This is a genomic window from Arthrobacter sp. 05N425, assembly GCF_056397125.1.
Genome location: NZ_JBFTMU010000004.1, coordinates 320,913 through 347,565, shown reverse-complemented (window position 1 = coordinate 347,565; position 26,653 = coordinate 320,913). Strand labels below are relative to the sequence as shown.

Here is a 26,653-nt window from a genome sequence, read left to right as displayed (position 1 = left end):
GATGCCGAGAGTTTCGGGTCCGGTGAACTAAGGAGTTTTTTCGAATGGCTATTTGGGGTGCAGATGTTGCTCAGCTCAAGACTCTTGGGACGAAGCTGCAGGCCGGTTCTCAGGAGATCGACAACCAGAGGTCGATGCTGACTAAGGTCCTGGCCGGTACCCAGTGGCTGGGACCGGACGCGGAGAAGTTCCGCAACGAGTGGAACGGCGAGCACGTTGCCGCCCTCACCCGGGTGTCCCAGGCGCTGCAGCAGGCCAGCCAGCAGGCCAACCGCAACGCCACCGAGCAAGAAAGCGCCTCCTCGCGCTAGCCGGAACCCTCTCCAGACCAGTCCGGACGCAACCGCGTCCGGGCTGTTCGTTTAAAGCGGTTCGCTTGGCAGCCGGACCCGTCCCTCAGGGAACCGGCTCGACGTCGTTGGCGTGGTCGAGTTCGGCGGGCAGCCGGGCGGGGACGCGCAGTTCGTCCAGCCGGACCAGCACCACGCCGCCGACAATCAGCAGGCCGCCCAGGAGCTGGACGGGGCCCGGGAGTTCGCCCAGGAGCAGCCAGGCCCAGATGACGGCAAACAGCACCTCGGTGAGCGAGACGAAGGATGCCACCTTCGAACCGAGCGCCCGTGCGGCCACGACGCCGGAGACGTAGGCGAGCACGGTGGCAAGAATCACCAGCCCGAGCAGCGGCACCCACCAGGGCGTGACCCAGGCTCCGAGCCTGGTGTCGGCCGTGCTGGCCACCATCGGCAGCAGCCCCGTGGCCGCCGCCAGCCACATGACCAGCGCACCCACCATCAGGCCGCCGGAGGCCAGCACGATCGGCGGCAGCGTGTCATTCTCTTTGGCCGTGATGAAGAAGTAGATAGCCAGGCAGACGGCGGCCGCGATGCCCCACAACACGCCGACCACGTCGATCTTTACCGCCCCGGTCAGATCGAGGACCAGGACCAGGCCGGCGAGGGAAAGCAACGTTCCTGCCACAGTGAGGGGCCGCGGCCGTTTCCGGCTCGCCGCCCAGAGCCACAGCACAATGATCACCGGGGCGAGGTACTCGAGCAGGAGTGCGACGCCCACCGAAAGCCGGGCGACGGCATTGAAGTAGAACAGCTGGCAGGCGGCGACACCGATCAGGCCAAACAACAGCACGGTGAGCCAGTTGTCGCGGAGCTGGTGCCAGCGGCCGCGCAGGGCGAGAACGGCCGGGACGGCCAGGACCAGCGCGGCTCCGGTGAGCCGGGCGGTGACCGCGGCGCCCGGCGTCCAGCCGGTCTCCAACAGCGCCTTAGCGAAGGAGCCGGAAAGACCGAACACCGCCGAGGAAAACAGGGCCACCCCCAAGCCCGAGGCCAGGAAGCCCGGAGCGTCCGGCGTCGGCTTATCGGCGGGGCGGAGCTGTGGGCGGTTCTTGGCCGGAGCCCCGGCGGGGCGGCGTGCGGCAGACACGGGCTGCCTCCTGTCAGGAGTAAAGTTGGGTTATGGTCATGACAGTACGCCCGGGCGACGTAAGGAGTCAAGATGGTTTTTGCACCTGACACAGAGGTTGCGCTGCGCTCGGTGGTCGGCCTGATCAACACGGCGGCGAACGGGGAGGAAAGACTGGCCACCGTCGCGGACCTGGACCGCTTCCTCACCGCCGAGGGCTTCAGCGGTTCCCGGACCCAGGATGCCGCCGAGCTGGCCAGCGTGCACCGGCTGCGCGGCGAACTCGCCGAGCTGTGGCTGGCGGATGAGGGCACCGCCGTGGACACCGTCAACCGCCTGCTGCGCGAGGCCCACGCTTTGCCGCAGCTGATGAAGCACGACGGCTGGGACTGGCATCTGCACGCGACCACACCCGAGGCGCCGCTGGCCGACAGGATGAGCACCGAGGCCGCGATGGCGCTGGTGGATGTGATCCGCAGCAAGGAAATGGACCGGATGCTGGTCTGCGCCGCGGACGACTGCGACGCCGTCGTGCTGGACCTCAGCCGGAACCGTTCCAAGCGCTACTGCGATACCGGAAACTGCGCCAACCGCGCACACGTCGCGGCCTACCGGGCGCGGAAAGCGGCGTCCTAGCGGATGTCGCCGCGCTCATCGGCGTCGGGGGACGGCTCGGCGGCGTGTCCGCCGAAGGACGAGGCCGGCTTCCTGGAGCTCAGGTTGACGCCGGAGCCCTTGCCGAGGTGCTCGGCGTTGTCCTTGTAGCTCATCGAGAGCATGGCCGCAATCACGAGGGTCACGATGAAGGCGATGCCGGCGCCGGTAAAGGCCAAATCGAAGCGGGGGACCTTGGCGCTGCCCCCGGAGGCGAAGATCAGGACGGCGAAGAAGGCCAGCACTGCCCAGAACGCGGAGAACATAAGAGGACCCTTGACCGAAGTCCGCAGGCTGCGGCGTTCTCCTGAATTCTGTTCTGCCAAGGTGCTTTCCTCCTGCCGCCAACGCCGGCTTGGCGTGGCAGTCGTGATACTGCGGTTGTTCTACGCAAGGTAGAACCTGTTCCTACTAGTTTACGGCCTCGGCGGATACGTCCCGCGCATCATGGCGCAGGGTCAGCCCGGCCAGGGTCCACAGCACCCCGCTGATGATCGCGCCTCCGCCGGCCACGCCGAGCAGCGCGTGCGGGCCGAGGTCAATGAAGAACGGCAGCGCCACGGCGGCGCCCAACCCGATCACTCCGGCGGCGGTCCAGTCCCGTGCCAGGACGGAGCGGCGGCGCTCGGCCATGCCCAGGTAGAGCTCCGCGGCGCCAGCGAGACCCAGGCCGAGGGCGCCGATGATGCCGAACACCAGGTTGCCGGGGAGCAGTGCCACGGCTGCGCCGGTTCCGGTCAGGACGGCCCCCGCGGCGGCCAGGACCTTGGCAGTCCGGCCTCCGTGCTGCAAACCGGTTTTCTTGACGCTCCAGAGCAGCACCAGCCCGGTGGCGAGCAGATAAAGGCCCCCGGCCCAGCCCATGCCGGCAACAGGGGGCGCTGCCCAGAAAACCGTCACGGCGCCGAACGCCAGCGCGATGGCGGCCCGGAGCAGCACGGGCTTCCACACGTCCGGGGCGGCGGGCAGGGCAGTCGAGGCTTGGGGGTCTGCGGGGAAAGTCACCTGCCCAGTTTAGTGGGTGCCTCCGTGGGCGCCGAGCAGCATCCACCGGTCCGTGCGCGCCCGCAGCCCGAGGGTGACGGCGCGGGCCAGCATGTAGCCCAGCGAGAAGGCCGCCCAGAGCCAGAGCAGCGCCGCACCGCCGGCGGTCCCGGACAGCCGGACCGCCAGCAGCAGCGGCAGGTAGACGGCAAGATTCACGACGCCGGCAATCGCCAGGTACCGCGCGTCCCCGGCGCCGATCAGCACACCGTCAAGGACAAAAACATAGCCCGCGATCGGCTGCCCGGCGGCCAGCACCCAAAGGGCGAGCGTGAGGGCCGACCGGACCCCGGCGTCGGGGGTGAACAGCTGCCCCGCCCACGGCGCCGCGGCGGCCAGCAGGAGTCCGGTCAGCACCCCGAAGCCGAGCCCCCAGCGGACCATGGTTCCAGTGAGCTCGCGCACCGCCGCCGGGCGGGAGGCGCCGAGTTCCTTGCCGATCAGGGCCTGGGCGGCGATCGCGAGGGCGTCTAGGGCAAAGGCCAGGAAGGTGAAGACGGTCATCGCGAGCTGGTGGGCGGCGAGGTTCACCGGCCCCTGGGCCGTGGCGACCACCACCGTGGCGAGGATCGCGATGCGCAGGCTGAGCGTCCGCAGCATCAGCCATGACCCCACCCTGGCCAGGGACCGGATGCCGCGCCAGTCGGGGATCAGAGTCACCCCGTGGTTGCGGGCATTGCGCTGCACCATCACGACGTAGACCAGGGCCATGGCCCACTGGGCAATGCTGGTGCCCAGGGCAGACCCGGTGACGGAGAGCTGCAGCCCATAGACCAGGAAGAGGTTCAGCACGATGTTTACGGTGAAGCCGGCGGCCGCCACGACCAGCGGAGTCCGGGTGTCCTGCAGGCCCCGCAGCACTCCGGTACCCGCGAAGATGAGCAGCATGGCCACCAGGCCCGGCATGGACCAGCGCAGGTAATCCACGGCAAAGGATCGCACCTCGCCGCGGGCGCCCATCAGGTCCAGAAGAGGTTCGGCGGCGAAGAACCCAGCCGCGGCGAGTCCGACGCCCAGCAGCAGCGCGAGCCAGACTCCATCACGCCCGGCCGCGAGTGCCCTGGGCAGCTGGCCGTTGCCGATCGCGCGCGCGACGGCGGGGGTTGTGGAATAGGCGAGGAACACCATCAGCCCCACCGCGGTATGCAGCACCGCCGAGGCCAGTCCCACGCCGGCAAGTTGGGCCACGCCCAGGTGCCCCACGATCGCGGAGTCCGCGAGCAGGAAGAGCGGCTCGGCGATCAGCGCCCCGAAGGCCGGCACGGCCAGGCGGAGGATTTCCCGACGCCGGGTTGCCGGCGGCGGAAGTGTTGCGGGAGTCGGGGCGGAGGCGGGCACGGAACCACCCTAGCGGCGTCGCACGGCTTCGCATTAGTTGACATTTCAACTATGCGCCGGAACACTTGAAGTTGAATCTTCAACTAAACCTGTGCGGGCTGCCATCTCCTGCAGCCCCCTGCCAGACGTTAGAACGGTATTTCCATGAACCAGCCCACGCTCACCACCACTGCCCGCATCATCCTGCGCGTCGTCACCGGATTCCTCTTTGCCGCCCATGGCTGGCAGAAATTCAGCGAGTTCACCATCCCGGGAACCCAAGCCGCGTTTGCCCAGATGGGCGTCCCGGCCGCCAACCTTGTCGCACCGGCCGTCGCCACGCTGGAGCTGGCCGGCGGCATTGCGTTGATCCTCGGCGTGCTCACCCGCGTGTTCGCCCTGCTGCTGGCGGTCGATATGCTGGGCGCCCTCTTCCTGGTTCATGCCTCGGCGGGAATATTTGTAGCTGCGGGTGGCTATGAGCTGGTGCTGATCCTGGCCGCCGCGGCCCTGGCCGTGGCGCTCGTAGGTGCTGGCAGGGTCTCTGTGGATGGGGCCGTCTTCGGCCGCACCGGCTCCAGGCTCAGCGCCTTGGCCTAGGTGCGGCAGCAGTAACAGCGTTCGACGGCGGGCGGTCACTTCTTGGTGGCCGCCCGCCGTCGTCCCCGGCCGCGGGCGCTGTACTCACAGCGGCGCCCGTGGCGGCGTCCGTGGCGGCGTCTGTGGCGGCCGGAGCCGGGTTTGTGTCGGGCGCCGGCGACGGTTCGGCGGACCGTCAGTACACTCGCTTCCATGAGCGAGATTTCCGCCAACGCCGTCACCCTGCGCTTCCTGGCCGCCCCCACGGACGTGGGCCACAGCGGCTCGGTGGACGCGGGCACGGTCCTGGAGTGGGTGGACAAGGCTGCCTATGCCGCCGCCGTCGGCTGGGCGAAGTCCTACTGCGTGACCGCCTATGTGGGAAATATCCACTTCGCGGATCCTGTCAACAGCGGCGACATGGTCGAAGTTACCGCAACCATCGTCTACACCGGCCGGTCCTCGATGCACATCCGCACCGTGGTCTCCTCCGGCGATCCCAAGGGCGGGCCGGCCACGATGCGCAGCCAGTGCATGGTGATCTTCGTAGCGGTGGGCGAGGACGGCAAGCCGATTCCGGTGCCGCAGTTCGAACCGACGACGCCGGCGGAAATTGAGCAGCGCGAGCATGCGCTGGCCCGGATCAAGGTCCGCGAGGACATCGTCGAAGCCATGAGCGGCCAGGAGTACACCGACGCCGGAACCGCCGAACGCGTCACGCTGCGGTTCATGGCCGCCCCCACGGATGTGAATTGGGGCGGCAAGGTCCACGGCGGAATCGTCATGAAGTGGATCGACGAGGCGGCCTACGTTTGTGCCTCGCGCTACTGCGGGAAGGACACAGTGGCGGTCTTCTCCGGCGGCGTGCGCTTCTACCGGCCGCTGCTGATCGGGCACCTGGTGGAGGTGGAGGCCCGGCTGGTCTACACGGGAACAAAGGGCATGCACATAGCCGTCCATGTCCGCTCCGGGGATCCCAAAGGGCACGAACTGAACCTCACCACGTACTGCCTGACCGTCATGGTGGCCCGCGACGAGAGCGGAACCTCGGTCCCGATCCCGCAGTGGGTTCCGGTGTCCGAGGAGGACAAGCGCCTGCACGCCCATGCCCGGGCGCTGCTCGAGATCCGGGGCCGGGCACCCGGAAACCGACTGCCCAACCACCTGCTCCCGAAGGCGCTGCCCTAGAAGCCCCCGCCGCCTGCGTCGCCCGCCATGTTGGCGAAGCGGGAGTAGTGGCCCTGGAATGCGACCACGATGTCCTTGGTGGGACCGTTACGGTGCTTGGCGATGAGGATGTCGGCTTCGCCGGCGCGCGGAGACTCCTTGTCGTAGACGTCTTCGCGGTGCAGCAGGATGACCATGTCGGCGTCCTGCTCGATGGAACCGGACTCTCGGAGGTCGGAGACCATGGGGCGCTTGTCCTGGCGCTGCTCGGAGCCACGGTTCAGCTGCGAGAGCGCGATCACCGGGACCTGGAGTTCCTTGGCCAGCAGCTTCAGGGCGCGGGAGAACTCCGAGACTTCCTGCTGGCGCGATTCGACCTTCTTGCCCGAGCTCATGAGCTGCAGGTAGTCGAGGATGACCAGCTTGAGGTCGTGTTGCTGCTTCAGCCGGCGGCACTTGGCGCGGATTTCCATCAGGGACATGTTGGGGCTGTCGTCGATGAACAGCGGAGCGTCGTTCATCCGGCCCATGGTGGTGGCGATCTTGGACCACTGCTCGTCCTTGATGGTGCCCTTGCGCAGATCCTGCAGCCCGATCGTGGCCTCCGCGGACAGCAGACGCATCGCGATCTCGTTCCGCCCCATTTCCAGGGAGAACATGACGGTGGCGAGGTTGTTCTTGATCGCCGCGGAACGGGCGAAGTCCAGTGCGAAGGTGGATTTACCCACGGCGGGGCGCGCGGCGATGACGATCATCTGGCCGGGGTGCAGGCCGTGGGTCAACTCGTCGAGTTCGTAGAAACCGGTGGGGACACCAACCATGCCTTCGCCACGGTGCCCGGACGCTTCGATTTCATCCACGGTGGATTCCATCACGTCCTTGAGGACGACGTAGTCCTCGGCGGTACGTCGTTCGGCCACGGCGTAGACCTCGGCCTGGGCCTGGTTGACCAGGTCCTCCACCTCGCCGTCCTGCCCGTAGCCGAGCTGAACGATCTTGGTGCCGGCGTTGACCAGGCGGCGCAGGACGGCCCGTTCGGCCACGATTTCGGCGTAGTAGCCGGCGTTCGCGGCGGTGGGTACGGTCTGGATTAGCTCGTGCAGGTAGGCCGGGCCGCCGATCCGGTTGATTTCGCCGCGCTTGGTCAGCTCGTCCGAGACGGTGACGGCATCGGCGGGTTCACCGCGGCCGTACAGGTCGAGGATCGCTTCGTAGATGGTTTCGTGCGCCGGGCGGTAAAAGTCCTGGCCGCGGAGGATCTCCACGACGTCCGCAATGGCATCCTTGGACAGCATCATGCCGCCCAGCACGGACTGCTCCGCGGGGATGTCCTGCGGCGGCTTGCGGCTGCCTTCGGCTCCCCGAGTGCCCTCGACCGAGTCCAGATGCGTAACTGACAAAACTGCCGTCCTTCATTGTGTGCCGGCGGAATGCTATTCGCCGGCGGCGCTTAGGCCATCTGTTGTAGTGCGTGTTGTGATGCCGTGTTGTGGTGCCGTGGCGTTGATCCGGCAGGCCTCCACCGGTTCATTACTAGCAGCAGGCTCCGACACTTTGTCTGGCACCCGGGCTGCGGCAGTCCTGCGGAGCGGCACCGGCGGTAGCTTGCGGGGCCGCTGACCGCCTTATGCATAACCGCCTCATCCAAAACCCGCCTCGTCCACCACGCCGGACGGCCGCGGTTCGGCCGCAGGGGTTACCGCTGCGCCGCCGGAATGCGGCTTGCGGCGGTGGCCTGCGGCCGGGGCCGGATTTCGGTGCCGACAACCTGGTCTCCCGCTACGTTATCCCCCGATCGGGCCCGCACCAACCCGCCCAGCCGGCGTTCCTGTGGATAACTTGTGGACTACTGGCCCGTGCTTGTGCACAGCCTGTGGGAACCCCTGTGGATAGAAGAATTCTTTCACCCGTAATAGCTACCTGACCTGCGGAAACACCCGTTTTTACTTGTGGATGAAAAACTATTTTCGCCAAGCTTCATCCACAGCTTGCGGCTGGCGGCTGGGGATAGCGGCTGGCCGCATGGGCCACAGGAGTGGTCAAATATGCGAATTCTGTGATGCTTGTCACCCGGACGCCGGCAAATTGACGCTCGTGGGCACGGCCTGTATGCGACACCTCGAATATGCTGTGGATAACTGCTATCTGGCATAAGCTGTGGCCATGGGCGATGTCTTGATAGTCATACTGCCTGCCCTCATCCTCGCGGGCGTGCTGTGGGCAGTCGCCGCGGCATTGAAGCCGCGTAATTTCGGTATCTCCGACGCGGAGCGCTACCAGCTGGAATTGGCCATGCGCTCCCGCGCCCACTACGAGGCCCAGGTGAAGGCTGCCACAGCGGCCCGCGCCCGGGTGGATGCCGCGACCCGCCCCAGCCAGAACGAACAGCAGCAGTCGCAGCAGGCTGAGCACGCCCGCGCGGCCCTGCAAGGCGGCCGGGGCCCCTTTAGCGACAGGACGCAGCCGGGCTACCCCGGCGCGGTCCTGCCCGGCGGCCAGCTGAATCCCCAGTTCACGCTGCAGCTCCAGGCCCTGGCCCGGTCCGGCCACAAGGTCCAAGCCATCAAGCTGCTGAGGCAGGCCACCCACTCAGATCTTTTGACCGCCAAGAATTACGTAGATCGGCTGTAGTCCATGGAAGCCCTGCTAGTCCCCATCCTGATCCTCGTTCTCGTGGGCCTCGGCGTCGTAGTTGCCGCACGTGCGATCGGGCGCCGTCGGCCGCAAACTCCGCAGGACRCACCGCCGCAGCCCGTCCGCAACTCAGCGGAGCTCGCCCGCACTGCCGCCGCGCGGCTGGATCAGGAGCAGCACCGGCGCCTATACGCCCTGATTGCCCAGGGTCAGGCGATGGCGGCCATCAAGCTGTACTTGGAAGCCACCGGCGAGGGCCTCCGGGCTTCCCGGGACGCGGTGGGCGCCCTGGCGGCCCACCCCCAGCCCTACCGCCCCCGGCAGGCGCCCGAGCAGCCCGCCCACGACGACGACGAGGACGCACCGCAGCGCTTTCCCTACCGTTACCGGGCGATCGCCAGCAAGGGCGACGTCACCCGCGAGGTCAGTAGCAATATGCTCAACGACGAGATTTACGGCCGGATCCGCACCCTCGCCAAGAGCGGCGACACCGAGGCAGCAGCGGCCGCGCTGACCCGGCACTCGGACATCTCCCTCAAGCAGGCCCAGGAGTTCATCGCACTGCTTGAGGAGTGAGGGGCGGAGGCGGACGCTAGAAGTCGAACAGCTCCCCCAGCCAGCCCTCCTTCTTCTTGGGCCGGCGTCGGTCGTCGTAGCGCGGCTGCTCGTAGCGGGGCCGGTCCCGGCGTTCGTCATGGCGGCGGTCGTCAAAGCGCCGGTCATCCGGTCGGCGGTCGTCCCGGCGCGGTTCCGGGGCGTAGAGCGGCGGCGGGATGTGTCCCGGGGGAGTCGGTGCCGCCGCCGGCGGTGCGGCTGGAGGAGACGGGGCGGAGGCGCCGAAGCCCTCCGCCGCACGGTCGATGATCTTGTCGAGCTCGCCGCGGTCCAGCCACACTCCGCGGCACTGCGGGCAGTAGTCGATCTCCACGCCGCTTCGTTCGCTCATTACCAGGTCTACGGAATCCACAGGACATTTCATGTCCCGAACAACGAACGGCGCGCCGAATAAGTTCAGTTGCGGCCGGAGATCCCGGCGAGCAGCTGCTCGAACGGCAGCGACTCCAGCGGCGCCTGCTGCGGGCGCGGCTGCGCTCCTTCGAGCAGGCCGGTGAACTCCCCTGCCGCCCGCTCAATCCTCGCGGAAAGCGGTGAGCCGCCGTCGCCGCTTGTTCCCCAGTCCTGCGGGCCTGCGAAGACGCCGGTGGCCGCGATCCGGGTGCGGAGGTAGCTGAAGAGCGGACGCATGGCGTAGTCCAGCACCATCTGGTGCCGGTCGGTACCGCCCGTGGCGCCCAGCAGGACGGCCTTGCCGTCCAGCGCCTTGGGATCCAGCACATCGATGAACGACTTGAACAGCCCGCTGTACGACGCACTGAAGACCGGGCTGACCGCGATGATGCCGTCCGAGGCCTCCACCCCGGCGATCACCTCCGCCAGGCGCGGCGCGGCGTAGCCGGTCACGAAGTTGTTGGCGATCTCAACGGCCAGGTCGCGCAGTTCCACGACGTCGACGCTCACGGAGTAGCCGGCCGCGGCGAGCTGGCGTTCAGCGGAGGCCGCCAGTTGGTCTGCGAGCAGGCGGCTCGACGACGGGACGCCAAGTCCGGCGGAGATAACGGTAATGCGGCGGCTTTCCACGGTGTGCTCCTGCAGCTGGTCCACGGTTTCGGTAACTATATGCATTTGCATCTACCTGTAGAAGGGTCGGCCGGCCCTCTTTATTCCCTCCCCCGCTGCTCTATCACTTCGGGTCCTTTTGACCGCCGAATAGCAGCCATATCTGACAGATCAACGACGGCTCCCCGCGCCACTTAGAGCAGGACAAATCCCTCGATGCAGCTCATCGAGTTCCCGCCGACCCAGACGTCGTCCCCCGTCGTCTCGATGTAGACCCGGCCGGCGCGGCCCAGCACGGTCCCTTGGGCCGCAAGGTAGGACTCCGGCGCCCGGCCGGCTCCGATCAGCCACTGGGCCGCACCGGCGTTGAAGCTGCCCGTGACCGGGTCTTCCGCGGCCGCGTCTCCCGGGATGAAGGTGCGTACCTCAAAGCCGACCTCGGATCCGGCGGGATGGGGGCCGATCACGCCCACCTTGAGTCCGGCCATTGCGGCGAAGTCGGGCCGGATGGCCAACACCTGCTCCGCGGAGTCCAGCAGCACTCCGATCCATTCCGGGCCGTTGACGAGCCAGGACGAGTCCAGGAGCGCCTCCCGGGGCATCTGCAAGCCGGCCGCGATGCGGGCGAGGTCCGTCTCGGCCACCGGTCCGGAGCGGGTCAGCGGCGGGGCGGCAAAGGCCAGGCGGCCGCCGTCGCGCTTGACCCGGACCAGCCCGGCCGCGCATTCCTGGACCAGGATTCCGTCGTGCAGCGGGACGCCGCCGCCTCGAGCCAGGCATGGGCCGAGCCGAGGGTGGGATGGCCGGCGAAGGGAAACTCTTCGCTGCCGGTGAAGATCCGCACCCGGTAGTCGGCGTCGGGGTGCGTGGGCGGCAGCAGGAACGTGGTCTCGGAGAGGTTGGTCCAGTTGGCAAACCTCTGCATGGCGTCGGCGTCGAGGTCCCCGGCGTCGAGGACGACGGCCAGCGGATTCCCGCGGTAAGGTTCGGCGCTGAAGACGTCCACCTGGGTGAAGGGGCGGAGACGGGGTGCGGTAGTCGGAGTCACTGCCGAAGGCTATCACCGGCACCCCGCCGGGCTGGCAACGCAGAAGGCCCCCGCGTCCGGCTTCCCAAAGGAATCCGGACGCGGGGGCCTCCCGGCAGTTCAGTTAGTCGAAAAGACTACTTGCCTGCAACTACGTCGAGTTCGATCACAGCGGAAACGTCGTCGTGCAGACGGACGTTGGCCTGGTAGGAACCGGTCGACTTGATGTGAGCCGGCAGTTCAACCTTGCGCTTGTCGATGCGGCCGAGGCCGGCGGCCTCAACAGCGTCCGCCACGTCGCCCTGCTTGACGGTGCCGAACAGGCGTCCGGTCTCGCCAGCCTTGACAACGAGCTTGACCGGCTTGGCCTGCAGTGCTGCGGCCTGCTTCTGAGCGTCTTCCAGGGAAGCGTGCTCGCGAGCGGCGCGGGCAGCCTTGATGGACTCAACCTGCTTCTCGCCGCCCTTGGACCAGGTCAGGGCGAAGTTGCGGGGCAGCAGGAAGTTACGTGCGTAACCGTCCTTGACCTCGACAACGTCGCCAGCAGCACCGAGACCGGTTACTTCGTGGGTCAGAATGAGCTTTGCCATGTTAGTTAATCCCTTCCTTAGCCGCGGCCAGCGCCGGAGTAAGGCAGCAGAGCAACTTCGCGGGCGTTCTTGATTGCCTGTGCGATCTTGCGCTGTTCCTGCACCGTGACGCCGGTGACGCGACGGGCGCGGATCTTTCCGCGGTCGGAGATGAACTTGCGCAGCAATGCTACGTCCTTGTAGTCGATGACAGTGATGTCAGCGGCCTTCAAGGGGTTGGACTTTGGTTTGGGCTTACGGAGTTCAGCCTTAGCCATCGTGGAGCTCCTATTCGATGGAGCCCGTGGATATTGATCCACGGGATGGTGGTGATCCGCGGCGGTCATCGCGGGGCTGCCGTGCGGCTGCCTCGCGGGTCACGACGTCGGACCTTAGATGTTGTTTAGAAGGGAGGTTCGGAATCCGGGCCGTTGCCCCAGCCGCCTGCATTGCTGACCCCGGGCGTTGCCCAGGGGTCGTCCTGCGCTGCGGGCTGGTTGCCGCCCCAGGTTCCGCCGGAGTTGCCGCCCTGGTTTCCACCAGAGTTGCCACCGAAACCGCCGCTGTTACCGCCGCCGAAGCCACCCTGACCACCCTGTCCGCCGGAGCGCTGGGTGCGGTTGACCTTGGCGTTGGCGTAGCGCAGGCTGGGGCCGATCTCGTCGACCTCAAGCTCGATAACGGTGCGCTTCTCGCCTTCCTTGGTTTCGTAGGAACGGCTCTTCAGGCGGCCGGAAACGATTACGCGCATGCCCTTGGTGAGGGACTCGGCGACGTTCTCGGCTGCTTCGCGCCATACCGATGCGCGGAGGAACAGGGTTTCCCCGTCCTTCCACTCATTGGACTGGCGGTCGAAAGTGCGGGGCGTAGAAGCGATGGTGAAGTTCGCTACTGCCGAACCTGACGGTGTGAACCTCAGTTCGGGGTCATTGGTGAGATTACCGATGACCGTAATAGTGGTTTCGCCTGCCATCTACGTCCTCCTTGTTCGTTCCTGCGGGGTTAAAGATTGAAGGGTGGAGCTGAATTACTCAGCAACAACCTTCTGCTCTTCGGGGCGGGTGATCTTGGTGCGCATGATGGTCTCATTGAGACTCAGCTGGCGGTCAAGTTCCTTGGCGGTAGCCGGCTCAGCGGTGAAGTTCACCACGGCGTAGATACCTTCGGACTTCTTCTGGATTTCGTAAGCCAGGCGACGACGGCCCCAGATGTCAACCTTTTCGATGGTTCCACCATCGGTCGTGATGACGTTCAGGAACTTCTGAAGCGTTGGCTCAACGGTACGCTCTTCGACCTCGGGGTCGATGATTACCATCAATTCGTAAGGACGCATATGTGAACCCACCTCCTTTGGGCTAAGCGGTTACGGCATTTCCGTAACAGGAGGTTCATTTGCGGTGCTTGCGCGGCGCATCGCCCCCGGAACGGAGGCAGGGCGCAGCACAGACTTCAATAGCTTAGTGCATCCGGGGCAGTTTCCGCGATTTCCTGTCCCGCCACCCTAGACTCCTCGCGCCGTCGGTGGAAGCTCCCCGGCGGCGCTGTGGATAACCGCATGGGCGCTTGTGCCATGATCGGGGAATGAGCACCGGTTCCGCCCCCCGTTCCCTCGCATCCCCCGTCCACCGCAGCCGGCTGCGGTTTGCTGTGATGGTGCTGGCAGGACTGCTCGCCGCCACAGCGTCGGGGCTCTCCGGACACTGGGTGGAAGCCCCGGCGATCGCCTGGAGCAGTGCCGCCCTCACCTACGTGCTCTGGGTCTGGATTGTGATCGGTCCGCTGGACGCCGCCGATACACGTGCCCACGCCACCTTGGAGGATCCGTCCCGGAGCGTCACGGATCTGATGATCCTCGCCGCCAACGTCGCCAGCCTGGCGGCTGTGGCCGCCGTCGTCCTCGACTCGCACAGCAACAACGGCGGATCGCGGCTTGGCAGCGGCCTGCTGGCGCTGGCCTCCGTTGCACTGTCGTGGATGCTCGTGCAGACACTCTTCACGGTCCGCTATGCCGGCCTCTACTACAGCACCGAGCTTCGGGCCGGGGCAGCGGTGGGCGGCATCAACTTCAACCAGGCCGAGCCGCCGCAGTACACCGACTTCGCGTACCTCGCCACCAGCCTCGGGATGACCTACCAGGTGTCGGACACTGCCCTGGAAAACCATGCAATCCGGGCCGAGGCGCTCAAACACAGCCTGTTGTCCTACCTGTTCGGCACCGTCATCCTTGCCGCCACCGTCAACCTCGTGATTGGCCTCGCCGGGTCCTAGGCAGCCGCCTGGGAGGCGGTGCGGAAGAACAGTTCCGTGACTGTCGCCAGCCGGTGCGGGTCCTCGACGCCGCACAGCTCGCGTGCCGAGTGCATCGACAGCAACGGGACGCCGACGTCGACCGTCCTGATCCCGAGCCGGGTGGCCGTCAGCGGGCCGATTGTCGAACCGCAGGGCATCACGTTATTGGAGACGAACTCCTGGTACGGGATCCCGGCATCGGTGCACAGCCTGGCCCACAGCGCTGCCCCGGCGGCGTCCGTGGCGTAGCGCTGGTTGGCGTTGATCTTCAACAGCGGTCCGCCGTTCAGGGCCGGGCGGTTGGCCGGGTCGTGGCGTTCGGCATAGTTGGGGTGCACGGCGTGGCCGGCGTCGGCGGAAACACAGAACGACGCCGCGAACGCCTGCCGCCGCTGGCTCGCCGTCGCGCCCAGCCCGTCGGAGATGCGGACCAGGATGTCCTCGAGGACCGGGCCGCAGGCACCGGAGCGCGAGGCGGAGCCGATTTCCTCGTGGTCGAAGGCGGCCAGCACGGCGATAGGCCCGTCCGCCGGCACCTCACCGGCGGCGTGCGCGATCAGCGCGGTGAGGCCGGCGTGCGTGGCGGAGAGGTTGTCGAGCCGGCCGGAGGCGAAAAATTCACCCTTGGCGCCGAACACCGCCGGGGCCTGCGTGTCCGCGATGACAACGTCGTAACCGCCGATCTGCGCGGGATCCACGGTGGCACCGGAGACCCGCTCGGCGAGGAGCCCGAGCAGGTCCTCGCCGGCCGGATCGCCGAGGCCGAAGACCGGATTCATGTGCTGCTGCTTGTCCAGGGCCAGGCCCTCGTTCACGGCCCGGTCCAGGTGGATGGCGAGCTGCGGGAAGCGCAGCAGCGGCCCGGTGGCCGTGAGGTGCTGGGTGCCGTCCAGCATCACCAGACGCCCGGCAAGCTGCAGTTCGCGGTCCAGCCAGGAGTTCAGCAGCGGACCGCCGTAGACCTCGACGCCGGCCTGCAGCCAGCCGAACTTGCCGGTGGTGGGCTTGGGCTTGAGTTTGAAGGACGGCGAATCGGTGTGCGCGCCGAGGATGTTGAACCCCGTGGTGGGTCCGGCGCCGGCGGGCACCACCCAGGCGATGAGGGCACCGTCGCGGATCACGTAGAACTTCCCCGCCGACCCGGCGTCGCCGGCCCCCTGCCACTGCTGCAGTTCGTCGAGGCCGGTGAACCCCGCTTCGTCCAGCCGCCGGGCGGCCTCGTGGACGGCGTGGAAGCTCGACGGCGACGCGCTGACGTACGCGCCGAGGTCCTGGATGTGGTCTGCAGCAGTGGCGGAGGAAGGCATGGCTCCGAGTCTAGCGCCGCCTGCTTACTTGGACCGGCCGACGCCGGCGGGGGCATCCTCGCTGCGGGTTTCGGCGTCGGCGGGGAGGCCTGCGGGCTGGGGTGCGGCCACCGGGGAGGCGCCGTGCCTGCGGTAGCGCCAGAGACCGATTCCCACGACGACGGCGGCCAGGGCCAGCGAAAGCAGCAGCGATTCACGGGTGGTGTCCAGCACCACCATGCCCACCAGCAGCGCGACGATGCTGACGATCGCGAGCCAGGTCAGGTACGGGAACAGCCACATCTTCAGCTCCAGATCCCGGGCGGCGGTGCCCATCCGGCGGCGGAGGATCAGCTGCGAGACCGAAATGACGAGCCAGACGAACAGCGCGATGGCGCCGGAGGTGTTGACCAGGAACAGGAAGACGGTGTCCGGGGCGATGTAGTTCAGGCCCACGGTGATGAAGCCGACGACGGTCGAGGCCAGCACCGCGGCGGCCGGGACGCCGCGCTTGGAGATCCGCATCCAGGTGCGGGGCGCGTCGCCGCGGCGGGAGAGCGAGAAGAGCATACGGCTGGCGGTGTAGAGGCCGGAGTTGAGGCAGGACAGCACCGAGGTCAGCACGACGATGTCCATGATGGTGCCGGCGCCGGGGATGCCGAAGAGTTCAATCACGGCGACGTACGGGCTCTTCGCCACGGAGGCGGAGTTCCAGGGCAGCAGGGTCACGACAATGGCGATGGAGCCGATGTAGAACACCAGGATGCGCCAAACGGTCGATTTGACGGCCTTTTTGACGGCGTCGACCGGGTTCTCGGATTCGCCGGCGGCGATGGTCGCGATTTCGGCGCCGAAGAAGGAGAACACGACCACCAGGATGCCGGCCAGCACCGCGCCGGGACCGTTGGGCATGAAGCCGCCCTTGCCGGTCAGGTTGTCCAGGCCGGGAGCGGGGACGCCGGGGACGAGGCCCAGGATGGCGGCGACGCCGAAGAGCAGGAACAGCACAATCGCGGCGACCTTGATGGAGGCGAACCAGAACTCGAACTCGCCGTACGACTTCACCGAACCCAGGTTGGTCAGCGTGAGGAGCACCATAAGGACCAGCGCCCAGATCCACTGGTCGATGCCGGGAACCCAGCGGTGCATGATCGCGGCGCCGGCCGTGGCTTCGATGCCGAGCACGATGATCCAGAACCAGGCATAGAGCCAGCCGATACTGAAGCCCGCCCAGCGGCCCAGCGCCTTGTCCGCGTAGGTGGAAAACGATCCGGTTTCGGGGTTGGCGGCGGCCATTTCGCCGAGCATGCGCATCACCAGGATGACCACGAGCCCTGCCGCCAGGTAGGCCACCAGAATGCCGGGGCCGGCCTGCTGGATGGCGGCGCCGGAGCCGACGAAGAGGCCGGCACCGATGACGCCGGCGATGGCGATCATGGACAGATGCCGGGGTTTCAGGGATTTGGAGAGTTGCTGGTCAGCCTGCATGAAGCGCCGTCCTTCGTGGGTGGTGTCGGCCCGCGCCCCAGTGCCGGCGATGCCAGGCAAGGATGTGCGGCGGACCACAATGTCGTTTCACCCTAGACCGCCGCAGAGAGGCTTAGTTCTGTGCAGTCACACAGATTACGCCCCCCAAAATGGGACGGACCTCCAGCCATAGAGCCTCCCAGGCAAAGGATGTTGCCTGGGAGGCAATTCCGAAATGTGCCTGAAACCACTGCTTCGGACTAGATGTCCCGCTTCTTGAGCAGGATGCCGGCCAGCACGATCGGAATGACCACCCACGCGCCAAGGACCAGGGCGGCCTGCCAGCTTTCCAGCGTGTCCGGGACGTGTTCGGCGGCGGTCAACGGTGCCAGCGTGTTCGACGGGATGAATTTGCGCAGTTCCGTGACGAAGTCGCCCTGGATAATTTGCAGCGCGATCGGCAGCACGAAGAAGATTCCCACGAGCGTCATGATGCCGCCGGCGGAGTTCCGGATCAGGGCGCCGAGGGCCATCCCGATCGCAGCGACGGCGGCAACGTAGGCGCTGTTGACCAGCAGCGTCCGGAAGTAGTGCCCGCTGGAGACGTCCAGGGTGTGGCCGTACTGGTCCAGGATCGGAACCGCCACCAGGCCGGCGAGGTAGAGCGAAAGTGCCGTGACCAGGAACGCGGAGACCACAACAACAAGGAGCTTGGCCGCCAAGGCCGGAATCCGCTTCGGGACGGCGGTGAACGTGGACCGCGCCATTCCCGTGGTGAACTCGGAACTGATGATCAGGACGGCCAGTGAGCCAAGGATCAGCTGCGCGAAGGAGATGCCGGCGCTGGGCGCCGACGCGGCGATGTCGCCCTGCGCGGCCAGCGCGGCTGAGCGCTGCGGATCGGAGTTGGAGGCCTGCAGTGCCTGGCCGATGCCCCAGGCGGCAAGGGCTCCCACCCCGATGATGACGGCGATGGTGGCGCCGAGCAGGATCAGGGTGGACAGCAGCGTGCGGAACTTGATGACCTCGGAGTTCAGGACGCGCAGGAAGCTGGGGCCCGGGCCGGTGCTGAGGCTGTCGCCAGCCCGGTCGCCTGCCTGGTTGTTTGCAGCGCCGGAGCGCGGCCCGCGGCTCGAGGGATTGGGTTCAAGGGTGGTCGAGCTCATGGCTTAGTTGCCTCCGGCCTGGGCGGGGGCGTGGCCGCCCGTGGTGATCAGTGAGTGGTATTCGACCTCATCCTTGGTCAGTTCCATATAGGCCTCCTCGAGGCTGGCCCGGAGCGGGGTGAGTTCGTAGATCATGACGTGGTTGTCGAGGGCGGTGCGGGCGATCTGCCGGGGCTCCAGCCCGGTGACCTCGAGGAGTTCGTTGTCCTGCACCTGCACGGTGACGCCGGTGCCTGCCAGCAGGCGCATCAGCTGGTCCGGCTGGTCGGTGCGGACGCGGGTGCGCCCCTGGCCCTTGCCGGTGATGATCTCCTGGATCGGCGCGTCGGCGATGATCCGGCCGCGTCCGATCACGATCAAATGGTCCGCGGTGACCGCCATTTCGCTCATCAGGTGGCTGGACAGGAACACGGTGCGGCCCTCGGAGGCGAGGTATTTGACCAGGTTGCGGACCCAGACGACGCCTTCCGGGTCCAGTCCGTTGACCGGCTCGTCCAGGATGATCGTCTGCGGGTCGCCGAGCAGGGCGGCGGCGATGCCGAGGCGCTGGCCCATGCCGAGGGAAAAGCCGCCCACCTTCTTCCTGGCGACCTCGGCCAGACCCGTCATTTCAATGACGTCGTGCACGCGTTTTTTCGGGATGCTGTGCGTGGCGGCCATGGCCCGCAGGTGGTTGTAGGCCGAGCGGCCGGTGTGGACGGCTTTGGCGTCCAGCAGGGCACCGACGTCCCGCAGCGGCGCGTGGTGCCGGTTGAACGGCACCCCGTTGACCGTGACGGAGCCCGACGTCGGCCGGTCCAGTCCCATGATCATGCGCATCGTGGTGGACTTGCCCGCTCCGTTGGGTCCTAGGAAGCCGGTAACCCGGCCCGCCTCGACGGTGAAATTGACTCCGGCGACGGCGGTTTTTTCGCCGTATACCTTGGTCAGGCCTCGTGCTTCGATCATGGAAGCGTTCCTTTGCGTCGCGTGTGGTTGTGTACCCACCACGCTACCGACGCCGCCGCGCGAATGCGCCGCTTTAAGGGTTGATTCAGGGCTGAATCAGGGTAATCCGGACAATGGCTGCATGGCCGCCGCTCAGCCCTCCGGCTGCGGGGAGTAGTACACCAGCCCGCCGTGCTTGACCGAGAACTCGACGGCGCGGACGCCCGGCATGACTTCGCCGTCCACCGCCAGCACCATGGTCGTGTCGCCCGGTTCCACCCGGATCCGGCTGGCTTCGCGCAGGTGGGTGATCCGGGAGGTCGCCACGGTTCCGGTCAGCACCGACCAGAGCAGGCGCAGCCGGGCAAAGGATTCGTCCGCCGTGATCATGCGCAGGTCCAGCACGCCGTCGTCCAGCACCGGCCGGACCAGCGGGGCATGGTCGCGGGGGTAGTAGCGCCCGCGGCCGACGTAAAGGATCCAGAGCTTGTGCCGCACCCCGTCCACGACCAGGGTGCTCGGGGTGCCCGCGGCGAAGGTCCGGAACATGGCGACGACGCCGGCCAGCGGCTTTCCCAGCGCGGGCTGGAGCTGCTCGCGCCGGCGCACCAGGTTGGGGTACAGGCCGATGCTGGCAGTGTTCAGCATCGACAGCTCCAGCTTCTCCGGACTGTCCGGCAGCCCCCGTTCTACCGACACGTGCCCGATGTCCGCTCGCGCCGCCTCCCCTTTGGCGGCGGCCTCGATGGCGGCCTTCAGGGTGCCGGTGCCCGCGTCACGGGCGAAATGGTTGAGCGTTCCGCCCGGCAGCACCAGCAGCGGCAGGGAATGCTCGACGGCGGCCGCCGCGGCGGTGCCCACCGTCCCGTCTCCGCCCCAGACTCCGAGGGCAACGACGCCGGGACGGGTTGCCACCGCCTCGATTCCGGCCGCCACATCCTCGTCGGGGGCAATTTCCTTTATATACGCCTTAGGGAATACTTTCTGCAGGGCCTCGGCCGTCTCATCGGCGTATGAGCCGCCGAGCGTGTTGACCGCGATGCCCAGCCCCTCGCCGTCGGGCAGTGCGGCAGCTCCGACCGGGGTGCGCCGAACCGCGGGGAACGGGGGACGGACCGGCCACCACTTCCTCGTCACGAGGGCCGCACCCGCCCCGATCGCGGAGCCGAAGAAGACGTCCGAGGGCCAGTGCGCCCCCGTGTGCACCCTGGAGTAGGCGACGCCGGCGGCGACGGGTGCCAGCGCGGTGCCGAGCGCCGGCCGGACCAGCCCCACGCCGAGGGCGAACGCGGCGGCCGACGCGGAGTGCCCGGAAGGCATGGAGGAACTGCTCGGTTGCGGATGAACGAAGCGGAAGACCGGAAGGTGCTCTGGCAGCGGGCGGGCCCGGGGCAGCAGGGTCTTGAAGACAAGGTTGGTAACCGCGGAGGCCACACCCTGCGCCAGCACGCCGTGCAGGGCAGCACGCCGGGTCTTGCCGGGGAAGAGCGCCATCACCGCGGCAATCCCGAACCAGAGCTTGCCCTTATTGGCGGCCGCGGAGAGCCGCCGGAAGAAGTCGTCGTGGCCGCCGCCGGGAACCCGTGAGAGGGACTGGACCAGTCGACGGTCCAGCTTCTCCAGTCGGTGCGGCGTTTTCCCCAGTATGCTTCGCATTTCCCCACCTTACTGCGGGCCCCCTGGATGAGGCGCTGACCCGGGTGCTGGATCCCGGGCCGCTGCTCAGCTGGCGCGCAAGGGCCTCGCGGCGCCGGCGAGCAGCAGAGCAACCAGAATCGGCGCCCCGATAGCCAGCAACGCCAGCCGGATCCCCGTCAGGTCGCCGAGGTAGCCCAGCAGCGGGGGCCCGGCAAGGAACGCGATGTAGCCGAGGGTGGACACGACCGATACCCGGGCCGCGGCGTGCCGGGGGTCGTCGGCCGCGGCGGACATGCCCATCGGAAAGGCGAGGGCCGCTCCCACGCCCCAGAGTGCCGCGCCGGCCGTCGCGAGCCAGATATTGCCGGCGAAGACGAAGAATGCCAGCCCGGCCGCGGCGGCTGCCATGCTGGCCCGCAGCACCGCGACCCGTCCGTAGACGTCGATCGCCCGGCCGCCAAAGAAACGCATGGCCGTCATCGCCAGCACGAAGACGGCGAACAGCAGGGCTCCGGTGGACTGCTCGGCACCCAGGCCGTCCACGGAGGCCTTGGCGATCCAGTCGTTGCCGGCGCCCTCGGTCAGGGTGGCGCCGAGGACGACGACGCCGATCAGCAGGGTGCGGCCGTCCCGCCAGGCGGAAGCGGCCCGCGGCGGCCTGGCCTCGCCGGCAGCAGGTGCCTGCTCCGGTGTGTGCGGCAGGAAGTACCGCGGCGCGATCAGGGTCGCGGCGGTCACCACGGCGGTGATGGCGAGCAGGTGTTCCGGCAGCCCGACGCCGAGCGTCGCCAGACCGGCGCCGACCAGCGCGCCCACGAACGCGCCGCCGCTGAACGCGGCGTGGAACTGCGGCATGATGGTCCGGCCCAGCCGGTGTTCGACGTCGGCCCCTTCGATGTTCTGGGACACGTCCCAGAGTCCGATGCCGATGCCGAGGAAGAAGAGCGAGATGGCCGTACCGGGGACGGCTGCGGCGCCAAGCGAGAGCGCCACCCCTGCGCCCGCCACGGCGGCCAGCAGACCGCCTGCGCGCACGGTGTTGGCGGTTCCGAGCCGGCCTACCACGAGCCCGGCGGTCGGCAGCGCGATCAGCGAGCCGACCGCGRCGCACAGCAGCAGGCTTCCCATCTGTCCGGAGGAGATGTGCAGGATCTCGGTCACCGCGGGGATGCGGGCGGCCCAGCTGGCGAATACGAGGCCGTTGATCCCGAAGATCAGGAAGGTCGCTGCGGCCGCCGCCTTCAATTGCGGGGCGGTTGAGGTCCTGGTCATACGATCACTGCTTCCACTGAGTGTTGGGCAAGGAGGGTGAGTTCGTCGGAGCTGAGAGCCTTGTCGGTGACGACGGCGTCCACAGCGTCCAGCGGCGCCACCAGGGCCATGCCACTGGCGTTCCATTTGGATCCGGAGCAGGCAACGATCACTCTGGCTGCCGATTCCAGCCCTGCGCGCTTCACCGCGGCGTCGTCGAGATCATGGGCCAGCAGTCCATCCCGGAGATCCAGCGAACAGGGGGTGACCACGGCTGTGTCGAAGCGCAGTGAGCGGATATTTGCCTCCGTCAGGGGTCCGCGGAAGGACAATTCGCCCGGAACAAGGCTCCCGCCGGGCAACAGGAGCTCAGGGCGGCGCCCGGCCGGGACCTGGTCTGCGGCCAGTTCACTGACGGCCCTCAGCGACATTGGCATGATCGTCATGTCGCGCTGCTGGAGCTGTCGGGCGATCTCCGTGGCCGTCGTGCCGCTGTCGAGCCAGATACGGCCACGGTCCTTGAGCATCGCCGCAACCGCGGCGGCAATCCGCACCTTGGCTGCGTGCTCCTCCAGCTCGCGCTGCCCGTACCCGGGGTTCTCGCCCTGCAGCAGCAGACTGACTGCCCCGCCGTGGACCCGGCGCAGGACGCCGTGACCGGCCAGAACGTCCAGATCGCGCCGGATCGTCGCGCCGGAGGCTGCGCAGGCGGCCATTAGCTCATCCACGCTCACGCGTTCCCGGTGGCGAAGGAGCTCGCCGATATAGCGATGCCGCTCATCCGTGTTCATGAGCAAATAATACCAGTCGGTGATCATTTGATCATCAAATGATCACTTCATCGGCTGGCTCTACCTCAGCGGACGCGCTCGACGCGTTTTTCGTCCCACACCGGCTCGGCCGATTCGTAGACCTTGCCGTCCGAGCCGAAAACCAGGAAGCGGTCGAAGGTGCGGGCGAACCAGCGGTCGTGCGTGACGGCCAGGACCGTGCCCTCGAAGTGGTCGATGGCGCGTTCCAGTGCCTCGGCCGAGTGCAGGTCCAGGTTGTCCGTGGGCTCGTCGAGGAGCAGCAGGGTGGCGCCGGAGAGCTGCAGCAGCAGGATCTGGAACCGGGCCTGCTGGCCGCCGGACAGGGATTCGTACTTCTGCTCCGACTGCGACGCCAGGCCGTAGCCGTCCAGCGCCCCGGCCGCCGCCTCGCGTCCCAGCCCGGAGCGGTGTTCGTCGCCGCGGTGCAGGATCTCCAGCAGGGTCTTGCCGAGCAGGTCGGGCCGGACGTGGGTCTGGGCGAAGAAACCGGGCCGGATCCGGGCGCCGAGTTTCACGGCGCCCTCGTGCGGGACCTCGGCGATTTCCACATCGGAGACGGGCAGGTGCTCGCGTTCCGGGTCGGTGCCGCCGGTCGCGAGCAGTCGCAGGAAGTGGCTCTTGCCGGAACCGTTGGAGCCGAGCACCCCGACCCGGTCGCCGAACCAGACCTCGGTGGAGAAGGGCTTCATCAGCCCGGTGAGCTCCAGCTTCTCGGCCACGATGGCGCGCTTGGCCGTGCGGCCGCCCTTGAGCCGCATCTGCACGTTCTGCTCGATCGGCAGTGCCTCGGGCGGGCCGGCCTCGAGGAACTTCGCCAGCCGGGTCTGCGCGGCGTGGTACCGGTTGGCCATGTCGGAGCGGAACGCGGCCTTGTTCTTGTACATGTTGACGAGTTCCTTGAGCTTCACGTGCTCCTCGTCCCAGCGTTTACGCAGCTCCTCGAAGCGGGCGTTGCGGTCAGCGCGGGCGTCGACGTAGGAGCCGAAGCCGCCGCCGTGGATCCAGGCGCCGGCGCCGTTGATGCCGGGCTCCAGGGTCACGATGCGGCCCGCGGCGTTGTTCAGCAGCTCGCGGTCGTGGCTGATAAAGAAGACGGTCTTTTTGGAATCGTTGAGCTTGGCTTCCAGCCAGCGCTTGCCCGGGACGTCAAGGTAGTTGTCCGGCTCGTCGAGCAGCAGCAGCTCGTCGGGTCCGGCAAACAACGCCTCCAGGACCAGCCGCTTCTGTTCGCCGCCGGACAGGCTCGACGCCGGCCGGTGCTGCGCGCGGTCGAAGGGCAGGCCGAGGGCGGCCATGCAAACCTCGTCCCAGACGGTCTCGACGTCGTAACCGCCGGCGTCGCCCCAGTCCACGATCGCCTGCGCGTATTTCATCTGGGTGGGCTCGTCGTCGTGCTCGATCATCGCCAGTTCCGCCTCGTCGACGGCGCGCGCGGCGGCCGCGAGTGCGGGCGGGGCGGCGGAGACCAGCAGGTCGCGGACCGTGGAGTCGTCCCGCACCTGGCCGACGAACTGGCGCATGATGCCCATGTTTCCGGAGCGGCCGATCACGCCTTCGTCCGGAACGAGGTCGCCGGAAATGATCCGGAACAGCGTCGTCTTGCCAGTTCCGTTCGGCCCGATCAACGCCGTCTTGGTGCCGTCGGGGACCTTGAACGTCACCCCGTTGAGCAGCTGGGTGCCGTCGGAGAGGAAGTAGTCGATGCCGGAAACGTCAATATGAGCCACACGGCAATCTTCCCACGGCCCTTTCGGACCGTCCGCCGTTAGCCGGCGGCGGAAGTCAGGAATTCCTTGAGCAGCGGCCCGGAGGTAGTGGCGCCGAGGCCGCCGTCTTCCACGAACACGGCGACCGCGAGGTCTCCGTGCACGGCCACGATCCAGGCGTGGGTCTTCGGCGGGTTGTCCTTGCCGAATTCGGCGGTCCCGGTCTTGGCGCCGACGGGGGCACCGGGCACCGAGGCGAGGAAGCCGGCGTGGCCCGAGGTCACCACGGCGCGCATCATGTCCGCCAGGGACGCCGCTTCCGCGGCGGTCACCGGTTTGCCGGACGACTTTGCGGGTGCCGGGGCGGACGACGACGGCGCCGCCGTCGGTCCCTCAGAGGGTGCCGGACTTCCCGCGGCCGCCGCGTTCGGGTTGAGCACGAGCTGCGGCGACACCGGCGCGCCCTTGGCGACGGACCCGGCCATGACGGCGGCCGCCAGCGGGGAGAGCAATACCTTGCCCTGCCCGATCATGGAGGCGGCGTGTTCGGTGCCTTCAGCCTCGCCCGGGACCGATCCCAGGAAGGCCGCAGCGCCCAGCGATGGCGCCTCCACGGCGACACCGAGGGAGGTGGCCGCAGACTCGAGCTGGGCCTGGCTGACCTTGCCCCGGGCGTTGATGAAGGCGGTGTTGCAGGAATGCGCGAAGGCGTCGCGCAGGGTTACCGACCCCAGCGAGGAGGCGGGGTAGCCCTCGGCGTTCTTGAAGGTCCGGCCGTCTACGGTGAGGGTGGGCGGGCAGTCCACTTTGGAGTCCGGGGTCATCCCGTTGCGGAACATCGCGAGCGAGTCCACGATTTTGAAGATGGATCCGGGGGCGTACTGGCCGAGCAGGGCGGTGTCGTAGCCGTTGCTGCCGGGGCCGGAGGCGGCGGCCAGGACCGCGCCGCTGGAGGGGCGGAGGGCGACGACGGCGGACGCCGGACCGACGTCGGCCAGCACGTCCTCGGCCAGTTGCTGCAGCCGCGGGTCCAGGGTGGTCTTGAGCGGGGTTCCGGGCTTCATCGGTTCCTGGAACAGGACGCGGCGGCCGTTGTTGAGAAGTTCCTGCCGTTGTTCCGCGGTCAGGCCCTCGGTCTGGGCGAAGACCTGGATGCCGCTGGTACCGCGCAGTTGGGCGTCGTACTGCTGCTGGAGGCCGCCGGTGCCGGTGGTGTCTCCGGCCCGGAGTGCACCGCCGGACTTTTCGATCTGCTCGGCGCTGGCCTCACCCACGGTGCCCAGCACGGCGCGGGCGAAGCCGCGCGTGGGGGCGAGTGGCAACGAGTCCGGGATGGCCCGGGCGCCGGGAATCGCGGCGATTTGTTCATCCGTGATGGTCCGGCCGGCCTGGCGCAGCGTGATCGCCGCGACGAAGGCCGACGGTCCGGAGTCCGTGACCTGCTTGGTGTAGGCGGCGGGGTCCACGCCCACCAGCCGCGCCAGTTTGCCCGCGGGGCCGGCCGGATCCGCGGCTTCCAGTTGCGCCTTGTCGATGCCGACGTGGACCACCGGCCGGTAGGTGACCAGCTTTGCGCCGCCGGCGCCGAGGATATCGGCCCGCTGCGGGGAATCGCTGGAGGTTCCGAGGACTTCAGTGTCCGCGAGGCCCGGCACCAGCAGCTCCGGGCTCCACACGGTCTGCCATTTGCCGTCCGCCTTTTTCAGCTGTGCGGACACGGTGTACTTCCACTCGCCTGCGCCGATCTTCCAGCTGTAGTCCAGCGGGACCGTGGCGGTGTCCTTCTCCAGCACCAGGTCCCCGGCGGTAACGGTGGGTTTTGCCGGGTCAAGCGCCTTGAAGACCGCCTTGAGCCGCTCGTTCGCCTGGCCGGAATCCCTGCCGTCGAAGGCCACGGAACCGACGTCGAGCGCCGCGACTGCCGAGGCCAGTTGCTTCGCCGCATCCTGGGCGCCGGAGCGGCCGTCGTCGCATGCCACGAGCGAGGCGCCAAGGACCAGACCGACAAGAGCGAGCGAGAGCTTCTGAATTTTCCCCATGGCGCCATTATGCCCCGCGGCACGGACAGCTCCGTGTCATAGGGA

General features: G+C 67.8%; 27 protein-coding genes and 1 pseudogene. 7 read left to right on the top strand and 21 right to left on the bottom strand.

Annotated features, from left to right (window positions below; all coding sequences use genetic code 11):
* The first annotated feature begins 44 nt into the window (after positions 1–44).
* Positions 45–311 (top strand): hypothetical protein, encoded by a 267-nt coding sequence (locus tag AC1DGE_RS09280; protein ID WP_476909561.1) that lies wholly within the window; start codon positions 45–47, stop codon positions 309–311.
* Positions 312–396: 85 nt separating this feature from the next.
* Here AC1DGE_RS09280 and AC1DGE_RS09275 read toward each other — a convergent pair whose 3' ends face one another.
* The gene (locus AC1DGE_RS09275; RefSeq protein WP_476917323.1) at positions 397–1,347 is read right to left on the bottom strand and encodes an EamA family transporter; all 951 of its coding nucleotides are present in this window, start codon (positions 1,345–1,347) and stop codon (positions 397–399) included.
* A 165-nt stretch (positions 1,348–1,512) separates the two neighbouring features.
* Here AC1DGE_RS09275 and AC1DGE_RS09270 point away from each other — a divergent pair, with 165 nt between their 5' ends.
* Positions 1,513–2,055 (top strand): CGNR zinc finger domain-containing protein, encoded by a 543-nt coding sequence (locus AC1DGE_RS09270; RefSeq protein WP_476909562.1) that lies wholly within the window; start codon positions 1,513–1,515, stop codon positions 2,053–2,055.
* Here the strand turns inward: AC1DGE_RS09270 and AC1DGE_RS09265 are convergent.
* From AC1DGE_RS09265 to AC1DGE_RS09255, 3 genes are all read right to left on the bottom strand, one after another.
* Positions 2,052–2,399: a hypothetical protein gene (locus AC1DGE_RS09265; protein ID WP_476917315.1), complete on the bottom strand. Its 348-nt coding sequence runs from the start codon at positions 2,397–2,399 to the stop codon at positions 2,052–2,054. The genes AC1DGE_RS09270 and AC1DGE_RS09265 overlap by 4 nt on opposite strands.
* A gap of 85 nt (positions 2,400–2,484) precedes the next feature.
* Complete coding sequence (locus AC1DGE_RS09260; RefSeq protein WP_476917314.1) at positions 2,485–3,078, bottom strand: hypothetical protein; 594 nt, start codon at positions 3,076–3,078, stop codon at positions 2,485–2,487.
* A 9-nt stretch (positions 3,079–3,087) separates the two neighbouring features.
* Positions 3,088–4,455, bottom strand: a complete 1,368-nt coding sequence (locus tag AC1DGE_RS09255; protein WP_441419171.1) for an MATE family efflux transporter — start codon at positions 4,453–4,455, stop codon at positions 3,088–3,090.
* Positions 4,456–4,599: 144 nt separating this feature from the next.
* Here AC1DGE_RS09255 and AC1DGE_RS09250 point away from each other — a divergent pair, with 144 nt between their 5' ends.
* A complete protein-coding gene (locus AC1DGE_RS09250) occupies positions 4,600–5,034 on the top strand; it encodes a DoxX family protein (RefSeq protein ID WP_476893494.1) in 435 nt (144 codons plus the stop codon).
* A 192-nt stretch (positions 5,035–5,226) separates the two neighbouring features.
* A complete protein-coding gene (locus AC1DGE_RS09245) occupies positions 5,227–6,201 on the top strand; it encodes an acyl-CoA thioesterase (RefSeq protein WP_476909564.1) in 975 nt (324 codons plus the stop codon).
* Here the strand turns inward: AC1DGE_RS09245 and dnaB are convergent.
* Entirely contained in the window at positions 6,198–7,580 is a 1,383-nt protein-coding gene (dnaB, locus tag AC1DGE_RS09240) for a replicative DNA helicase (RefSeq protein WP_476917313.1), read from the bottom strand. The genes AC1DGE_RS09245 and dnaB overlap by 4 nt on opposite strands.
* Before the next feature lie 763 nt (positions 7,581–8,343).
* Between dnaB and AC1DGE_RS09235 the strand changes: the two genes are divergently transcribed.
* The gene (locus AC1DGE_RS09235) at positions 8,344–8,811 is read left to right on the top strand and encodes a hypothetical protein (protein WP_441419168.1); all 468 of its coding nucleotides are present in this window, start codon (positions 8,344–8,346) and stop codon (positions 8,809–8,811) included.
* 3 nt (positions 8,812–8,814) lie between these two features.
* On the top strand, positions 8,815–9,390 hold the full coding sequence (locus AC1DGE_RS09230; protein ID WP_476917312.1) for a hypothetical protein: 576 nt from the start codon (positions 8,815–8,817) through the stop codon (positions 9,388–9,390).
* Positions 9,391–9,406: 16 nt separating this feature from the next.
* Here the strand turns inward: AC1DGE_RS09230 and AC1DGE_RS09225 are convergent, their stop codons facing one another.
* The 7 genes and pseudogenes from AC1DGE_RS09225 to rpsF all read right to left on the bottom strand — a co-directional run bounded on the left by AC1DGE_RS09225 (position 9,407) and on the right by rpsF (position 13,360).
* The gene (locus AC1DGE_RS09225; protein ID WP_441419166.1) at positions 9,407–9,793 is read right to left on the bottom strand and encodes a TFIIB-type zinc ribbon-containing protein; all 387 of its coding nucleotides are present in this window, start codon (positions 9,791–9,793) and stop codon (positions 9,407–9,409) included.
* A 32-nt stretch (positions 9,794–9,825) separates the two neighbouring features.
* The gene (locus AC1DGE_RS09220; protein WP_476893503.1) at positions 9,826–10,452 is read right to left on the bottom strand and encodes an FMN reductase; all 627 of its coding nucleotides are present in this window, start codon (positions 10,450–10,452) and stop codon (positions 9,826–9,828) included.
* A 173-nt stretch (positions 10,453–10,625) separates the two neighbouring features.
* Positions 10,626–11,479 (bottom strand): annotated as a pseudogene (locus AC1DGE_RS09215) (PhzF family phenazine biosynthesis protein).
* 116 nt (positions 11,480–11,595) lie between these two features.
* Entirely contained in the window at positions 11,596–12,048 is a 453-nt protein-coding gene (gene rplI, locus AC1DGE_RS09210; protein ID WP_441419164.1) for a 50S ribosomal protein L9, read from the bottom strand.
* Between the two features lie 17 nt (positions 12,049–12,065).
* Entirely contained in the window at positions 12,066–12,305 is a 240-nt protein-coding gene (rpsR, locus tag AC1DGE_RS09205) for a 30S ribosomal protein S18 (protein ID WP_003800144.1), read from the bottom strand.
* A 125-nt stretch (positions 12,306–12,430) separates the two neighbouring features.
* Positions 12,431–13,000 (bottom strand): single-stranded DNA-binding protein, encoded by a 570-nt coding sequence (locus AC1DGE_RS09200; protein ID WP_476893490.1) that lies wholly within the window; start codon positions 12,998–13,000, stop codon positions 12,431–12,433.
* 54 nt (positions 13,001–13,054) lie between these two features.
* Complete coding sequence (rpsF, locus tag AC1DGE_RS09195) at positions 13,055–13,360, bottom strand: 30S ribosomal protein S6 (RefSeq protein ID WP_056428835.1); 306 nt, start codon at positions 13,358–13,360, stop codon at positions 13,055–13,057.
* A gap of 248 nt (positions 13,361–13,608) precedes the next feature.
* On the opposite strand from rpsF, the gene AC1DGE_RS09190 reads away from it, so the two are divergent.
* Positions 13,609–14,295 (top strand): DUF1345 domain-containing protein, encoded by a 687-nt coding sequence (locus AC1DGE_RS09190; RefSeq protein ID WP_441419162.1) that lies wholly within the window; start codon positions 13,609–13,611, stop codon positions 14,293–14,295.
* Here the strand turns inward: AC1DGE_RS09190 and AC1DGE_RS09185 are convergent.
* From AC1DGE_RS09185 to AC1DGE_RS09145, 9 genes are all read right to left on the bottom strand, one after another.
* The gene (locus AC1DGE_RS09185) at positions 14,292–15,623 is read right to left on the bottom strand and encodes a M18 family aminopeptidase (RefSeq protein WP_476893489.1); all 1,332 of its coding nucleotides are present in this window, start codon (positions 15,621–15,623) and stop codon (positions 14,292–14,294) included. The two genes, AC1DGE_RS09190 and AC1DGE_RS09185, sit on opposite strands and share 4 nt — an antisense overlap.
* Positions 15,624–15,647: 24 nt before the next feature.
* Positions 15,648–17,090, bottom strand: coding sequence for an amino acid permease (locus AC1DGE_RS09180; RefSeq protein WP_441419160.1), 1,443 nt, complete (start codon positions 17,088–17,090; stop codon positions 15,648–15,650).
* 239 nt (positions 17,091–17,329) lie between these two features.
* Positions 17,330–18,235, bottom strand: coding sequence for an ABC transporter permease (locus AC1DGE_RS09175; RefSeq protein WP_476893488.1), 906 nt, complete (start codon positions 18,233–18,235; stop codon positions 17,330–17,332).
* A gap of 3 nt (positions 18,236–18,238) precedes the next feature.
* Positions 18,239–19,183 carry an ABC transporter ATP-binding protein gene (locus tag AC1DGE_RS09170; RefSeq protein ID WP_476909568.1) on the bottom strand — a complete coding sequence of 315 codons (945 nt, stop codon included), beginning with the start codon at positions 19,181–19,183 and terminating at the stop codon, positions 18,239–18,241.
* 132 nt (positions 19,184–19,315) lie between these two features.
* Positions 19,316–20,818, bottom strand: a complete 1,503-nt coding sequence (locus AC1DGE_RS09165; RefSeq protein WP_476917311.1) for a bifunctional phosphatase PAP2/diacylglycerol kinase family protein — start codon at positions 20,816–20,818, stop codon at positions 19,316–19,318.
* A 66-nt stretch (positions 20,819–20,884) separates the two neighbouring features.
* Entirely contained in the window at positions 20,885–22,072 is a 1,188-nt protein-coding gene (locus tag AC1DGE_RS09160; RefSeq protein ID WP_476917310.1) for an MFS transporter, read from the bottom strand.
* Entirely contained in the window at positions 22,069–22,842 is a 774-nt protein-coding gene (locus AC1DGE_RS09155; protein WP_476917322.1) for a DeoR/GlpR family DNA-binding transcription regulator, read from the bottom strand. Before AC1DGE_RS09155 ends, AC1DGE_RS09160 begins: the two co-directional genes overlap by 4 nt.
* Before the next feature lie 65 nt (positions 22,843–22,907).
* A complete protein-coding gene (locus tag AC1DGE_RS09150) occupies positions 22,908–24,590 on the bottom strand; it encodes an ABC-F family ATP-binding cassette domain-containing protein (RefSeq protein WP_441419155.1) in 1,683 nt (560 codons plus the stop codon).
* Positions 24,591–24,628: 38 nt separating this feature from the next.
* On the bottom strand, positions 24,629–26,608 hold the full coding sequence (locus AC1DGE_RS09145) for a penicillin-binding transpeptidase domain-containing protein (RefSeq protein ID WP_476917309.1): 1,980 nt from the start codon (positions 26,606–26,608) through the stop codon (positions 24,629–24,631).
* Positions 26,609–26,653 lie beyond the last annotated feature (45 nt).

Coding starts and splice junctions, on each gene's coding strand:
- AC1DGE_RS09175 (WP_476893488.1), bottom strand. CDS start 18,235: ATGAGCTCGACCACCCTTGAACCCAATCCCTCGAGCCGCGGGCCGCGC.
- AC1DGE_RS09170 (WP_476909568.1), bottom strand. CDS start 19,183: ATGATCGAAGCACGAGGCCTGACCAAGGTATACGGCGAAAAAACCGCC.
- AC1DGE_RS09180 (WP_441419160.1), bottom strand. CDS start 17,090: ATGCAGGCTGACCAGCAACTCTCCAAATCCCTGAAACCCCGGCATCTG.
- AC1DGE_RS09235 (WP_441419168.1), top strand. CDS start 8,344: ATGGGCGATGTCTTGATAGTCATACTGCCTGCCCTCATCCTCGCGGGC.
- AC1DGE_RS09145 (WP_476917309.1), bottom strand. CDS start 26,608: ATGGGGAAAATTCAGAAGCTCTCGCTCGCTCTTGTCGGTCTGGTCCTT.
- AC1DGE_RS09165 (WP_476917311.1), bottom strand. CDS start 20,818: ATGCGAAGCATACTGGGGAAAACGCCGCACCGACTGGAGAAGCTGGAC.
- AC1DGE_RS09200 (WP_476893490.1), bottom strand. CDS start 13,000: ATGGCAGGCGAAACCACTATTACGGTCATCGGTAATCTCACCAATGAC.
- AC1DGE_RS09250 (WP_476893494.1), top strand. CDS start 4,600: ATGAACCAGCCCACGCTCACCACCACTGCCCGCATCATCCTGCGCGTC.
- AC1DGE_RS09280 (WP_476909561.1), top strand. CDS start 45: ATGGCTATTTGGGGTGCAGATGTTGCTCAGCTCAAGACTCTTGGGACG.
- AC1DGE_RS09270 (WP_476909562.1), top strand. CDS start 1,513: ATGGTTTTTGCACCTGACACAGAGGTTGCGCTGCGCTCGGTGGTCGGC.
- AC1DGE_RS09190 (WP_441419162.1), top strand. CDS start 13,609: ATGAGCACCGGTTCCGCCCCCCGTTCCCTCGCATCCCCCGTCCACCGC.
- rpsF (WP_056428835.1), bottom strand. CDS start 13,360: ATGCGTCCTTACGAATTGATGGTAATCATCGACCCCGAGGTCGAAGAG.
- rpsR (WP_003800144.1), bottom strand. CDS start 12,305: ATGGCTAAGGCTGAACTCCGTAAGCCCAAACCAAAGTCCAACCCCTTG.
- AC1DGE_RS09185 (WP_476893489.1), bottom strand. CDS start 15,623: ATGCCTTCCTCCGCCACTGCTGCAGACCACATCCAGGACCTCGGCGCG.
- rplI (WP_441419164.1), bottom strand. CDS start 12,048: ATGGCAAAGCTCATTCTGACCCACGAAGTAACCGGTCTCGGTGCTGCT.
- AC1DGE_RS09225 (WP_441419166.1), bottom strand. CDS start 9,793: ATGAAATGTCCTGTGGATTCCGTAGACCTGGTAATGAGCGAACGAAGC.
- AC1DGE_RS09155 (WP_476917322.1), bottom strand. CDS start 22,842: ATGAACACGGATGAGCGGCATCGCTATATCGGCGAGCTCCTTCGCCAC.
- AC1DGE_RS09245 (WP_476909564.1), top strand. CDS start 5,227: ATGAGCGAGATTTCCGCCAACGCCGTCACCCTGCGCTTCCTGGCCGCC.